The sequence below is a fragment of the Acidovorax sp. GW821-FHT09B03 genome (assembly GCF_059418305.1).
Genome location: NZ_JBWKPP010000007.1, coordinates 166,373 through 179,593 on the forward strand (window position 1 = coordinate 166,373; position 13,221 = coordinate 179,593).

Below are 13,221 nucleotides of genomic sequence, written 5' to 3' on the forward strand. Positions count from 1 at the left end.
ATGCGAGCGCCCGCGCATTATCATTCGGCCACTACGAACATGGCCACCACAACCACGACCCCGCCCCGCGTCAACCTCAGCGACAAGATCCGCGAAGCCCTGGAGGAAGAGATCATCTCCGGCAAGCTCTATGCCGGCTGCAGCATCGACGAGCAGGAACTGATGGAGCGCTTCGAGGTCTCGCGCACCCCGGCGCGCGAGGCGATCCAGCAACTGGCCACCGCCGGCCTGGTGGAGATGGTGCCGCGCCACGGTGCCGTGGTCGCCACCCTCTCGCTCACCGAGTACGTGGCCATGCTGGAGATGCTCACCGAGCTCGAAGGCCTGGCCGCGCGCCTGTCGGCACGGCGCATGCCGGCGGCCCTGCGGCGGGACCTGCAGGCCTCCTTCCAGGCCTGCGAGACCGCAGCCGCCAAGGACGACTCCGTGGCCTACGAGGAGGCCAACCGCTGGTTCCACCAGACCATCTACGACGGCAGCCTCAACGAGGTGCTGGCGCGCCAGCTGCGCCAGATGCGCCTGCGCATGCGGCATCCGCAGCGCTCGCTGTTCGACCGGCCCAACCGCGTGCGCAACTCGCTGGCCGAGCACCAGGACATCATGAAGGCCATCCTCGACGGCGACGAGGACGCGGCCGACCGCCACATGTGCCGGCATATCTCGAGTGGCGGCAATGTCTACGTGGACGCCGTGGCCCGCGGCAGCGTGCCGCGCGGCTGATCAATCCAGGGAATTGAGCTGCAGCTGGCTGGCGAATTGCCGGCCCTCGCCTGTGAGCGGATCGGTGAACGCCAGCGAGCGCGCCAGCAGCTGCAGCGGGCGCGAGTAATCGCCCTCGGGCGGGTCGTTGACCACCGGGTAGAACGCATCGTTGCGCAGCGGCAGGCCCAGCGCCGCCATGTGCACGCGCAGCTGGTGGCGCTTGCCGGTGATGGGCGACAGGCGGTACAGCGCCCAGTTGCCCTGCCTCTCGAGCACCTCCATGTGGGTGTGGCTGTTGGGTTCGCCCGGCACCTCGTGCATGCGAAAGAACTGCGGGCTTTCCTCCATGCGGCTCATATGCTCGCGCGGAAAGGCCAGGTCGTCGCGCCAGGGTGCCACGGCCTCGTAGTGCTTGGTGATGGTGCGGTCGCGGAACAACGCCTGGTAAGCGCCGCGCGTGCGCTGCTGCACCGAGAACAGCACCAGCCCGGCCGTGTCGCGGTCGATGCGGTGCAGGGGCGACAGTTCGGGCAGGCCCAGGCGGCGCTTGAGGCGCACCAGCAGCGTGTGCTGCAGGTAGCGGCCGGACGGCGTGACGGGCATGAAATGCGGCTTGTCGGCCACCAGCAGGTGCCCGTCCTGGTAGAGCACGGTTTCGGTGAACGGGATCTCGGGCTCATCGGCCAGGTGCCGGTAGTAGTACACGCGCAGCCCGCCTTCGAACGGGCGCGCGGGTGCGACCACGGCTCCGCGCCCATCGACCACGTCGCCGGCCTGCATGCGCGCCATCCATTCGCTGCGGTCCACCGCAGGCAGGCGCTCGGCCAGGAAGTCGAGCATGCTGCCCTGCCCGTGGGTGGGCAGCACCACGCAGCTCGGGCCCACGCCGTCGCGCATGGGCGGGGCGAAAGGATGGTGGGGGCTGTGCATGGTGGCGCATTCTAAAAGGCCACCATCGCCGGCCCGTTACAGCCGCCAGCCTTCCCATGCCGTCCAGGCCGACGCCAGCAACAGCAGGCCTCCCACGGCCCGCGCCGTCCACACGCTGGCCTGCGGATTGTCCTGCAGGCTGCTCTGCGCCCGGGCCGCGCCCAGCGCCACCACGCCGTAGACCCCGGCCTGGGTGGCGGCGATGATGAGCCCCATGACCACGGCCTGGGCCCAGATGGGGCCGTGCTCGGGCCGCAGGAACTGCGGGAACACGGCCAGCATGAAGACATAGGCCTTGGGGTTCATCAGGCAGGTGAGCACGGCCTTGCCGAAGGTGGCGGCCAGCGGCCGCCGGCGCGTGTGCACCGCCCCATCGAAGGCCGAGCGGCTGCGCAGCAGCGCCATCCCCATCCAGGCCACATAGGCCGCGCCCGCCAGCAGCAGCGCGTTGAAGGCCGCGGGAAACAGCTTGAGCACCACGCCCACGCCCAGTGCCCCCATGGCCGTGTGACAGGCGCCACCGGCGACGATGCCCGCCACCGCGCCCAGGCCCGCCCGACGCCCGCCCACCAGCGAGCTGGCCATGACGAAAGCCATGTCCAGCCCCGGCAGCGCCACCACGCCGAGCAGCACCACGAAGAACAGCCACAGGTGCGCCGTGTGCTGCAGCGCCAGGGAATCGATTGCCCAGTCCATCTTTCATCTCCTTCATCCGGCCCCGGGTTGGGAACCGCCTGCCAGCCAATGTAGGGATGAATCAGGACACAATCGGCCCTGATTCGGGTGCATGATGGCGCCATGGCCTCCCCCACCACCCGCGTGCTCAGCGTGCTGGAACTGCTCCAGGCGCGCGGCGCCATGAGCGGCACCGAGCTGGCCCAGCGGCTGGAGGTGGACGGACGCACCCTGCGCCGCTATATCCGCAAGCTCGAGGACCTGGGCATTCCGGTGGTGGCCGAGCGCGGGCGCTACGGCGCCTACCGGCTGATGCCGGGCTTCAAGCTGCCGCCCATGGTGTTCACCGACGACGAGGCCCTGGCCCTATCGGTGGGCCTGCTGGCCGCACGCCGCCTGGGCCTGGCCGAGGCCGCGCCGGCCGTGGAAAGTGCGCGCGCCAAGCTCGAGCGCGTGATGCCCGAGCCGCTGCGGCGCCGCATTCGCGCCCTGGGCGACACGGTGCAGCTGGACCTGGCGCACCCCGACACGCCCGCAGACAACCAGGCCCTGTTCACGCTGAGTGCGGCGGCCCATGCGCGCCAGCGCGTGCAGCTGGCCTACCGCACGCCCCAGGGCGAGGTGACCGAACGCGGCTTCGACACCTATGGCCTGGCTTGGCGCGGTGGGCGCTGGTACGCCGTGGGGCACTGCCACCTGCGCGGCGGGCTGCGCTCGTTCCGGCTCGACCGGGTGCAGGGGGTGCAGCCGCTGCCCGCCTCGTTCGGCGTGCCCGAGGACTTCGATGCCGTGCGCCACCTGGCGCTGGGCGTGGCCTCGCTGCCGCGCGCGTTCAGCGTGCAGGTGCTGCTGCACACCGACCTGGCCACGGCACGTGAAGAGCTGTTCGATGCCATCGGCCTGTTTGCCCCGCACGATGGCGGTGTGCTGCTGCACAGCCAGGTGGACGACCTCGCCTGGTATGCGCGGCAACTGGCACGCCTGTCCTTCGATTTCGAAGTGCTGCACCCGCCAGCCCTGCGCGACGCACTGCGTGCATGCGCCCAGGCCTTGCTGCGCAAGGCGGGCGCTGGCGACCCCGCACCGGGGCTGTAGGACAAGGGCGGCAGTTGGGCGCGCGCGCCCCCCGCAGGCGCGGTTGCGGGCTAGCATGGCCCGCACCGCATGCAACGGCCCATGGCCTTGCGGCATGTGCACTGATCTTCGCTCTTTTGGATAAAACCTGTCCCCATGCCCGCCACGCCATCGACCGACCTGCCCAGCCCGCCACCGGCGGCCGGCCGCCCTGCCCGCAAGCCCCTGCACCGGCTGATGAAGTGGTTGCTCGTACTGGCCGGCCTGCTGGTGGGCCTGGCCATCCTGGTCGGCGTGGTGCTGGCACTGATGGACTGGAACCGCTACAAGCCCTGGGTCAACGAGAAGGTCAGCGAGGCCACGGGCCGGCGCTTCGAGATCGAGGGCGACCTGTCGGCCGCCTGGCGCTGGCCGCAGCCGCTGGAAGAAGGCTGGCGCCGCTGGGTGCCGGGCGTGACGGTGAAGGCCGAGCGCCTGGTGATGGACAACCCTGCCGGGTTCGAGCCCCCGTTCAGCGGCGATGACCCAAAGAAAGGCAAGGCCAGGGGCAGCGACAAGGCGCACGGCACCACTACGGCCCGGCCCCCGGCCAGCGCCGCTTCGGTGGGGTCGGCCTCGACATCCACGCCGCCGACCACGGCCACCCTGTCCGGCACCGCGACCATGGCCAGCATCGGCAGCGCGAGTGCCTCCATCAGCCTGCTGCCGCTGCTGCGCCGCCACCTGGCCGTGGACACCTTGGCCCTGACCGACCCGGAGATCGCGCTGGCCCGCACCAAGGATGGCAGCAACAACTGGACCTTCAAGCACAAGGACGAGGACACCCCCAAGAGCCGCTGGACCTTCGACCTGGACCGGCTGGTGGTCAACCAGGGGCTGCTGGCCTATGCCGATGCGATGAAGGATGTGGACCTGCAGGCGCGGGTGAACACCACGGAGCCGATCGATCCCGCACGGGCAGGCAGTGCGAAGGCGGCCAAGGCATCCGTCCTGCCCGCGTCAGCGGCGGCCTCCTCGGCCGAAGCTGCGGCCTCGCGCGACGCAGCGGCCGGCAAGGACAGCGGGAGCAGCGCCCCCGTGCCCTACGGCCTGCAATTCGAGCTGCAGGGCCGCATTGCCAAGGCACAGGTCCAAGGCAGCGGCCGGGCCGGCCAGGTGATCAGCCTGCGCGACAAGGTGGTCAACTACCCGCTGCAGATCGAGGCCACCGCGGGCGGCGCGGCGCTGTCGGCAGAAGGCATTCTGGCCAACCCCGGGGCCCTGTCGGGCATGGACTTCGACGTGAGGCTCAAGGCCGGCAGCATGGCCGACCTGTACGAGGTGACGGGGCTGGTGCTGCCCAGCACACCGCCCTTCGAGACGCGCGGGCACCTGACCGGCAGCCTGGAGCCCGAGCGCGCCGTGTGGAGCTACAGCGATTTCCACGGCAAGGTGGGTCAGAGCGACCTGCACGGCAACCTCAAGTACACCTCGGGCAAGCCGCGGCCCAAGCTGACGGGCAGCATGAATTCGAACCAGTTGCGCCTGGCCGACCTGGGCCCGGCCCTGGGCACCACGGCAAGCGACAACACCCACCGCGGCAAGAGCGATGGCAGAGGCGATGGCAAGGACAAGGGCAAGGTGTTGCCGGACGCGAAGTTCGCGGCCGAGCGATGGAACGCGATGGACATGGACATCCAGTTCAAGGGCAAGAACATCATCCGCCCCGAAAGCCTGCCGCTGGAGAACCTGAGCATGCGCGCCGTGATGGACAACGCACAGCTCAGGCTGGCACCGCTGACCTTCGGCGTGGCCGAGGGCAAGATCGAGTCCGAAGTGAGCATCGACGGGCGCGCACCACCGCTCAAGGCACAGATCCGCGGCAAGGTGGAAGGGCTCAAGCTCTCGGCCCTGTTCCCCAAGGTCGAGCTGATGAAGAAGAGCTTCGGCCGCATGGACGGCGCGGTGGCGCTGCAAAGCCAGGGCAACAGCGTGGCGGGCCTGCTGGGCAAGGGCACGGGCGAGGCGCGGCTGTATGTGCGCGAGGGCACGCTGAGCAAGCAGATGCTGGACCTGGCCGCGCTGAATGTGGGCAGCATCATCGTCGGCAAGCTGTTCGGCGATGACAAGGAAGTGCACCTGCGCTGCGCGGTGGCCGACTTCACCGTGGTCGAGGGCCTGGCCCAGACCCGCGTGGTGAAGATGAGCACCGACGATGCGGTGATCGAGGCCACGGGCACCATCGACCTGGGCACCGAAGCCCTGGACCTGCGCATCAAGCCCGAGTCGCTGAAGTGGAAGTTTTTCTCGCTGCGCACGCCGCTGTATGTGAAGGGCACCTTCGGCAACCCCAACGTCGGTGTGGAGCCTGGCCCCCTGCTGCTGCGCGCGGGCGCCGCGGTGGTCGCCGCCGTGGCAGCGCCTGCAGCGCTGGCCCTGGTGCCTGTGACGGTGCCGGCCGCCGATGACGACACCTACTGCAAGCCGCTGCTGGACCTGGCCAAGGAGCCCGTGAAGCCCGGCGCCCAGGGGGCAGCGGGCACTGCGTCCGAGCCTGCGCGGCGTGCCGCGAGCAAGCCGGCCACCGCGCGCTGATGGGCCAGCGACAACGGTTGCAGGAATAATCCCACCCGTTCCCATTCCCGGAGCGCGCCAAGCTGCAGCGCTTTCCCTCCATGAAGATTCTCAAGTACCTGGTGCTGGCCGCCCTGGTGGTGCTGGCCCTGGGCCTGGCCGTGCCGGAGCGCATCCGGATCCCCGTGGCCAGAGCCACCCCGAAGGACTGGAACGCCCAGTCGTTCTGGTTCGAACCCTGGGGCACCTCGGGTGTGCACAAGGGCATCGACATCTTCGGCAAGACGGGCACGCCGGTGCTCAGCACCACGGACGGCATCGTGCTCTTCACGGGTGAGATCGCCAAGGGCGGCCAGGTGGTGCTGGTGCTCGGCCCGCGCTGGCGAATCCACTACTTCGCGCACCTGGACCGGATCACCACCCATGCGCTGGCGCCGGTGGCATCGGGCAGCGCCATCGGCACCGTGGGGGCCAGCGGCAATGCCCAGGGCAAGCCGCCGCACTTGCACTATTCCATCGTGCGGCTGCTGCCTGCACCGTGGCAGATCGACGGGGCAACCCAGGGGGTCAAGAAAGCCTTCTTCATCGACCCAGGGGCGTACCTGAAAGAGCAGTAGCCGCAGCGCCCATACGGATTTGCATTGGATCGTATGGCTAGGCGGGAAGCCGCAGACAGTGCTATAGCACGGCAAGGCGAACCAACGACGCCAGACGGTCAAAGGCAAACCCGTATCAATGGAAGTCCCGGCTGCCATCGAGCGCCCCGGCCATGCGGCCCAGCAGCGGCGTCAGGTCCTTGAAGCGCTGGGCCACCAGGTGGCGCACCACCAAAGCCTCCCCAGCGCTACCTGCGATCCCCTTCTCCTCGTCCTCACCATGCCGGCTGCACTGCCAGACCCCTTGCACGGCCAGCAGGCGTGAGCGCAGGATGGCGTCGCGCCACTGCTCCACCATGGCCGGCCAGACGATGACGTTGACGGGGCCGGTCTCGTCCTCCAGGGTGACGAACATGGTGCCCTTGGCCGAGCCGGGCCGCTGGCGCACGGTGACGATGCCGCAGGCGCGCACCAGCCGACCGTCGGGCACGTTGCGCAGCTGCAGCGCCGTGAGCAGGCGCCAGCGCGCGAGCCGGCCGCGCAGCAGTGCCAGCGGGTGGCGGCGCAAGGTGAGGCCGGTGGCCGCATAGTCGAACAGGATCTCCTCGCCCTCGGGCGCCTCGGGCAGTTGCAGCGGGGCCTCGTTCACCGGCACATCGCGCAGCAGGGCCGGTGCGGCATGCTGGGCAGACGCATCCCACATCTGCTGGCGCCGGTGGCCCGAGAGGCGGGCCAGCGCGTCGGCCGCAGCGAGTATCTGCATGTCCTGGTGGTTCAAGCGCGCGCGCAGGGCCAGGTCTTCGGTGCTGGCAAAGGGCCCCTGCGCACGGGCCGCCACCAGGCGCTCGGCCGCGCACTGCTCCAGGCTGCCGACCAGGCGCAAGCCCAGGCGCACAGCGGGTTGAGGTAACGGGGGTGCAGGCAGGCCCTTGTCGGGCCGCAGCCTCTCGGGCGTGCCTTCGAGCGTGCAGTCCACGTCGCTGCTGGTGACATCGATGGGCAGCACGCGCACGCCATGGCGGCGGGCGTCCTGCACCAGTTGCGAAGCGGTGTAGAAGCCCATGGGCAGTGAGTTGAGCAGCGCCGTGAGAAAGCAGGCCGGCTCATGGCACTTGAGCCAGCTGCTGCTGTAGGCCAGCAGGGCAAAGCTGAAGGCATGGCTTTCGGGGAAGCCGTATTCGCCGAAGCCCAGCATCTGCTTGAAGACGCGCTGGGCGAAATCCAGCTTGTACCCGTTGTCCACCATGCCGTCGATCAGCCGTTTCTCGAAATGGTGCACCCCGCCAGTGCGCTTCCACGCGGCCATGGAGCGGCGCAGGGCATCGGCCTCCGATGCGGAAAACTTGGCGGCGATCATCGCGATCTGCATCACCTGCTCCTGGAAGATCGGAATGCCCAAGGTGCGTTCCAGGGCTTCTCCAAGCTCTGCCTTTTCCAGCTTCAGCGGTTCTTTCTTGCGCTGCTTTTCCCGCGCCTGCAGATAGGGGTGCACCATGCCGCCCTGGATGGGCCCTGGCCGAACGATGGCGACCTCCACCACCAAGTCATAGAACACCTTCGGCCGCAGCCGCGGCAGCATGCTCATCTGGGCCCTGCTTTCGATCTGGAACACACCCACGGTATCGGCGGCGCAGATCATGTCGTAGGTGGCAGGGTCTTCGGGGGGAATCTGGTGCAACTCCCAGCGCTCGCCGCGCAGGCTGGCGCGCAGGTCCAGGCAGCGGCGCAGCGCGCTGAGCATGCCCAGGGCCAGGACGTCCACCTTCATCAGGTGCATCTCATCGAGGTCGTCCTTGTCCCACTGGATGATGGAGCGATTGACCATGGCCGCGTTCTCCACCGGCACGATGCGCGTGAGCAGCCCCTGCGTGAGCACAAAGCCGCCCACATGCTGGCTCAGGTGCCGCGGAAAGCCCTTGAGCTGCCCCGACAATTTCAACCACGTTTCGGCCGTGTGCAGGCTCAGGTGCTCGCCCATGGCGAGTGCCATCTCTTGCAGGCGGTGCGCGGCAAATGCTTCATCGAACCAGTGGTGGTCCTTGGCAAAGGCGTCGACCAGTTGCGCAGGCACGCCCAGCGCCTTGCCCACGTCGCGCAGCACGCTGCGGGTGCGGTAGCTGGTGACCACGGCGGCAATGGCGGCGCGGTTGCGGCCGTACTTGGTGTAGACATACTGGATGACCTCTTCGCGCCGGTTGTGCTCGAAGTCCACGTCGATGTCGGGCGGCTCCTTGCGCTCCTTGCTGATGAAGCGCTCGAACAGCAGCTTGGTGCGCTCCGGGTCCACCTCGGTGATGCCCAGGCAGTAGCACACGGCCGAGTTGGCGGCCGAGCCGCGGCCCTGGCACAGGATGCCTTCGCCGCGTGCAAAGCGCACGATGTCGTGCACGGTGAGGAAGTACATCTCGTACTGGCAATCGGCGATCAGCGCGAGCTCGCGCAGTATCTGCGCCACCACCTTGTCCGGCACACCCTGCGGGTAGCGGCTTTGCGCCCCCGCCCAGGTCAGCCAGGCCAGGCCCTCCGCCGGCGTCATGCCCTCGGGCACGGCTTCCAGCGGGTACTGGTACTTGATCTCGTCGAGGCTGAAGGTGCAGCGTGCCGCGATCTCCAGCGTGGCCTCAAGCAGTTCGGGTGGGTAGATGCCGGCCAGGCGCACGCGCTGGCGCAGGTGGCGCTCGGCATTGGGCTGCAGCGCAAAGCCACACTCTGCCACGGTGCAGCCCTGGCGCACGGCGGTGATCACGTCCTGCAGGCGCTTTTGCGAGCGCAGGTGCATGTGCACATCGCCCGCAGCCACCAGGGACACGCCCGCCTGGCGTCCCACCTGCTGCAGCGTGGCCAGCCACAGGTCGTCATCGGGCGCGAGCAGCAGTTCCACGCCCAGCCAGAAGCGCTGACCGAAATCCACCTGTGCCTGGCGGACGCAAGCCAGCAAGGCATCGGTCTCCATCGCATGTTGCAGGCTGCGGTCGGGAATGAGCAGCAGCTCGCAGTCCTGCAGCCGCGCCACATCGGACACAGGTCCCAGTTCATAGGTCCCCTTGGGCGCGGTACGGCGTGCCGCACTAATGAACTCGCACAGGTTGCCCCAGCCCTCGACGTTGCGCGGCAATGCCACCAGCCGAAAGCCCGGGTAGGCGAACTCGCTGCCCGGGATGAACTGCAGGCCCAGCTCCTTGGCCGGTCCATGGGCCCGCACCACGCCGGCCACCGAGCACTCGTCGGTCAGCGCCAGCGCGCGGTAGCCCAGCTCGGCCGCGCGTTCCACCAGGTCCCGGGGCTGCGAGGCGCCGCGCTGGAAGCTGAAACTGGAGATGCAGTGCAGTTCGGCATAGTCCGGCAAGGCAGGCGGCGAGGCCACCCCGGTGGGGCTGCGGTCAGGAAGGGTGTGGGTCATGTGCCGGTCCGCTCATGCATACAGGCCCTGCAGGAACCAGTGGTCTGCCGACGTCGCCGGCAGCGCATGCACCGGTCGTTCACGGAACACCCAGACACGCCCTGCCCCCGGGCTCACGGCCACGAAATAGTCGCGCTGCACCATGTCGCTGGCACTGGCGGGGACCTGGCTCTCGCCTTCCTCCCACCAGGCCATGTCGAACCGGTGCGGCCCGGCCAGCAGGCTCAGCCGCCCCTGGTAGCACGGCCGGTGGCCCTGCATGGCCAGGCGCTGCGGCGTGCGCAGCAGCCAGGTGGGCCACAGCACGGCCTCGGGTGCGTGGGCGCCCTGCCGTTCCCTGGATGTCGCCGGTGCACGGCCTGCGGTGGGCTGCCAGCGCTGCATGCATTCGGGCCGGTGGTCCGCCAGCAGGGTGACGGACTGCACCGCATCCGTGCCCAGGCGGGCCGAGAGGCGCTCGACCAGCTGGTGCCAGGCCTCGCCCTCCTGGTCACCGGCGGCCGACGATCCATCGGGCGGCAGCAGGTGGGCACTGGCATGCGGCAGCGGTGCGGTCTCCAGCGCACGCAGCGTGATCTGGTTGGCGGGCGCGGCCAGGGGCGTGCGCGCCAGGTTCTCGGCCAGCAGGCGGCGCAGGTGGGCCAGCTCGTGCGTGGGCTGGGCGGTGCGCACGGGCAGCGCATGCCAGGGGGCGATGAGCACACCGTCGACCCGGCGCAGGTCGTGCCGCCAGGCCAGCTCCAGCGCCAGAACGCCCTGCTGGCGTGCCTGCAGCCAGGCCTGCAGGGCCGAGAGCAGCCGGCTCGCGGACCACAGCAAGGCGTCGGCCGAGGTGGCCAGCGCGGGAAGCTCGGCCGTCAGCTCAAAGCGCTCGGGCAGCTCCACCCAGGCATGGTTGTGGGCGATGTGGCCATAGGCCCGGTCCAGCGCCAGCAGCACGGCCGCGCCCAGGCGCCGTGCCACACCGTCGCGCGGCAGCGCACGCAAGGCCCCCCAGGTACGGCAACCCATGCGTGCCAGGCTGGGCAGGTGCGGGTGCAGCGCCGTCAGCGTGTGCAGCGGCAGGCCATCGGGCAGGTGCCGGGGCGCGGGCTGGCCTGCCAGTTGCAGGCGCAACAGGGCCAGGGCCTGCAGCGAGGTGGGGGCCTCGGCAAAAGGGGTTGGGCCCTCCTGCTGCGCAGGCCCTGGCGATGGGTGGCCGGCTTCTGCGGGCAGGTGGCCGGACCAGGGCGGGCTGTGCCGTTGCAGTTGGGCGAGCAATGCTGCGCGCCCGCCCCACAGGCGCTCCGTGGCCGACACTTCGAGCAGCAAGGCCTCGTCCTCCACCCGCGCCACGCGCGGCGTGAACTGCAGCGCCCACCAGTGTTCGTGCGGCGCTTGCGGCAAGGGTGGGTGCGGCCCGGCAGCGGCCGGCGCGCCAGCACCAGGGCGGGAGGATCCGCCGTCAGTGGGGGTGGTGGGCGGCAACGGCCATGCGATCCAGTGCATGCAGCACACCTCCTGCCGGCAGGCGATCCAGCCACGCCACCACTGGCAGCACCACGGCAGGCCGCGCTGGCTGCTGCGGCTGCGACGGCAGTGCACGCCGCCCCTGGCCGCGCGCCGCCGACGCGGCCAGCACCCGGGCCAGCGCCGCGTTGCTGGCCGGCAGCACCAGGGGCTGCTCCATGGGGGGCCCACGGCGCTTGAGCACCTGCACCTGCAGCTCGGCGCCGCCCGATGCGGCCACGGCCTCGACCCACAGCCGCAACGGCGCGGGCGATGCCTGCTGGCGCACCTTGGCCGGGCGGAACACCCACAGCAACTGCCCCATCTGTGCGGCAGCCAGTTGCAGCCGCCGCAGCGACTCGGGCGCGGCCTGCGGCAGCCAGGCCAGCACCGCCTGCACATCGCGGCAGCGCAGGGCCTGCTCGGCCGCCCACAGCGCCTGCGCCGCCGAGGTGGCCTGCACGCGGCACAGCCGCGCCGCGTCCAGCCCACCCGCGCGCAGGGCGGGGGCAAAGGGCTCATGGGGCGGCGCCACCAGCACCACGGCCCCCGGCCGCGCAACCGTGGCCTGGGCCAGTGCTGGCAGCACCAGCTGCCAGACATGAAGCCCGGCTGCAGGCTGCAGCACCTCGGTCATGGCCCCCAGGGGCCAGCCTCCACCCGGCAGCTGCGCATCGAGCACCGCATGCCCCGTGGCCTGCACCCGCGCTGCGGCGGATGTGCCCAGTTGGTCGGCCAGCCACACGCCTGCCAGCCGGGGCGGGGCACCAGCGGGCACGGAACGGAGGGGGACGGCGGACATGAGCGAGGCAACCCGGGATGGACATGCACGGGGTCAGGCAGAGAGGTGCGGCTTGCGCACCCAACCCCGGAGCATCCTGCACGGCAGGGCTGGGGGAGCGATGAGATACTGTATTTTCATACAGTTATCGTACCCCATTCCGCTAACCGCGGCGGCTTTTCAGAGCATTCCCGCGGGTCATTGGAGCCATGCCAGGAAGGGGCGCCGCTTGCAGTGGGCCAAAAGAAAAGGCCTGCGCAGTGCAGGCCCTGAAATGACAAAAGGCCTGCAGAATTGCTTCTGCAGGCCTTGCCAATAATGGTCGGAGCGGCGGGATTCGAACTCGCGACCCTCTGCTCCCAAAGCAGATGCGCTACCAGGCTGCGCTACGCTCCGACAGCTCGTATTCTAACCCGGGAAATTTCGGGTTCTGACCAAATGCGCGCTTTTTTTGATTTTTTTGCAGCGACTGCATCGGACCAGGGTTCCATCGGCAGTGCTGTCATGCATCCAGGGCGATGCAAACTGCGGCGATGGGAGGGAAAACTCAATCAATAACCAACAACCAACGGGGAAGACACTACGGCGAGCCCACAGGCACCAGCACACGACCGCGCATCAGCGGCCGCATGGTGGCCTGCAATCAGCGGCTCGACGGGCCTGGGCCGCGGCCGGCCAGGTGGCGGAAGGTGATGCGGCCCTTGGAGAGGTCGTAAGGCGACATTTCCAGTGAGACCTTGTCGCCCGCCAGGATGCGGATGTGGTGCTTGCGCATCTTGCCGCCGGTGTAAGCAATCAGCTGGTGACCGTTGTCCAGCGTCACGCGAAAGCGCGAGTCGGGCAGCACTTCGGTCACGGAGCCTTGCATTTCAATCAGTTCTTCTTTGGCCATGTTCTCTTGTCTTTTCAAAAATCAAAAAATCTGGTGATCGGCACCTGAACGCTGGGGCATCCACCACGGCCGATGCAGCGTGGTCGGGCTCGACACACGGTGCATTGCGGGCGGTGGGAGTCGCTGCACC

At 69.3% G+C, this 13,221-nt stretch carries 10 protein-coding genes and 1 tRNA gene; 4 read left to right on the plus strand and 7 right to left on the minus strand.

What is annotated here, in order from left to right; all coding sequences use genetic code 11:
* Positions 1-39 precede the first annotated feature (39 nt).
* Positions 40-720, plus strand: coding sequence for a GntR family transcriptional regulator (locus tag AC07PA_RS15300; protein ID WP_007856893.1), 681 nt, complete (start codon positions 40-42; stop codon positions 718-720).
* Here AC07PA_RS15300 and AC07PA_RS15305 read toward each other — a convergent pair whose 3' ends face one another.
* Both AC07PA_RS15305 and AC07PA_RS15310 read right to left on the minus strand, forming a co-directional pair.
* The gene (locus tag AC07PA_RS15305; protein WP_494608539.1) at positions 721-1,632 is read right to left on the minus strand and encodes an RluA family pseudouridine synthase; all 912 of its coding nucleotides are present in this window, start codon (positions 1,630-1,632) and stop codon (positions 721-723) included.
* 36 nt (positions 1,633-1,668) lie between these two features.
* The gene (locus AC07PA_RS15310) at positions 1,669-2,328 is read right to left on the minus strand and encodes a LysE family translocator (RefSeq protein WP_494608540.1); all 660 of its coding nucleotides are present in this window, start codon (positions 2,326-2,328) and stop codon (positions 1,669-1,671) included.
* Between the two features lie 102 nt (positions 2,329-2,430).
* Between AC07PA_RS15310 and AC07PA_RS15315 the strand changes: the two genes are divergently transcribed.
* The 3 genes from AC07PA_RS15315 to AC07PA_RS15325 all read left to right on the plus strand — a co-directional run bounded on the left by AC07PA_RS15315 (position 2,431) and on the right by AC07PA_RS15325 (position 6,551).
* Positions 2,431-3,402, plus strand: coding sequence for a helix-turn-helix transcriptional regulator (locus AC07PA_RS15315; protein WP_007856896.1), 972 nt, complete (start codon positions 2,431-2,433; stop codon positions 3,400-3,402).
* A gap of 135 nt (positions 3,403-3,537) precedes the next feature.
* Entirely contained in the window at positions 3,538-5,955 is a 2,418-nt protein-coding gene (locus tag AC07PA_RS15320; RefSeq protein WP_494608541.1) for an AsmA family protein, read from the plus strand.
* 80 nt (positions 5,956-6,035) lie between these two features.
* On the plus strand, positions 6,036-6,551 hold the full coding sequence (locus AC07PA_RS15325) for a M23 family metallopeptidase (protein ID WP_494608542.1): 516 nt from the start codon (positions 6,036-6,038) through the stop codon (positions 6,549-6,551).
* A gap of 115 nt (positions 6,552-6,666) precedes the next feature.
* On the opposite strand, the gene AC07PA_RS15330 is transcribed toward AC07PA_RS15325, so the two are convergent.
* The 5 genes from AC07PA_RS15330 to infA all read right to left on the minus strand — a co-directional run bounded on the left by AC07PA_RS15330 (position 6,667) and on the right by infA (position 13,091).
* Positions 6,667-9,930 carry an error-prone DNA polymerase gene (locus AC07PA_RS15330; protein ID WP_494608543.1) on the minus strand — a complete coding sequence of 1,088 codons (3,264 nt, stop codon included), beginning with the start codon at positions 9,928-9,930 and terminating at the stop codon, positions 6,667-6,669.
* A 12-nt stretch (positions 9,931-9,942) separates the two neighbouring features.
* Positions 9,943-11,418: a Y-family DNA polymerase gene (locus AC07PA_RS15335; protein ID WP_007856900.1), complete on the minus strand. Its 1,476-nt coding sequence runs from the start codon at positions 11,416-11,418 to the stop codon at positions 9,943-9,945.
* On the minus strand, positions 11,375-12,220 hold the full coding sequence (imuA, locus tag AC07PA_RS15340; RefSeq protein WP_494608544.1) for a translesion DNA synthesis-associated protein ImuA: 846 nt from the start codon (positions 12,218-12,220) through the stop codon (positions 11,375-11,377). The genes AC07PA_RS15335 and imuA overlap by 44 nt, the downstream gene beginning before the upstream one ends.
* Positions 12,221-12,518: 298 nt before the next feature.
* Positions 12,519-12,595: transfer RNA gene (locus AC07PA_RS15345), tRNA-Pro, on the minus strand.
* Positions 12,596-12,842: 247 nt separating this feature from the next.
* Complete coding sequence (infA, locus tag AC07PA_RS15350; RefSeq protein WP_007856902.1) at positions 12,843-13,091, minus strand: translation initiation factor IF-1; 249 nt, start codon at positions 13,089-13,091, stop codon at positions 12,843-12,845.
* Between the last annotated feature and the right edge of the window lie 130 nt (positions 13,092-13,221).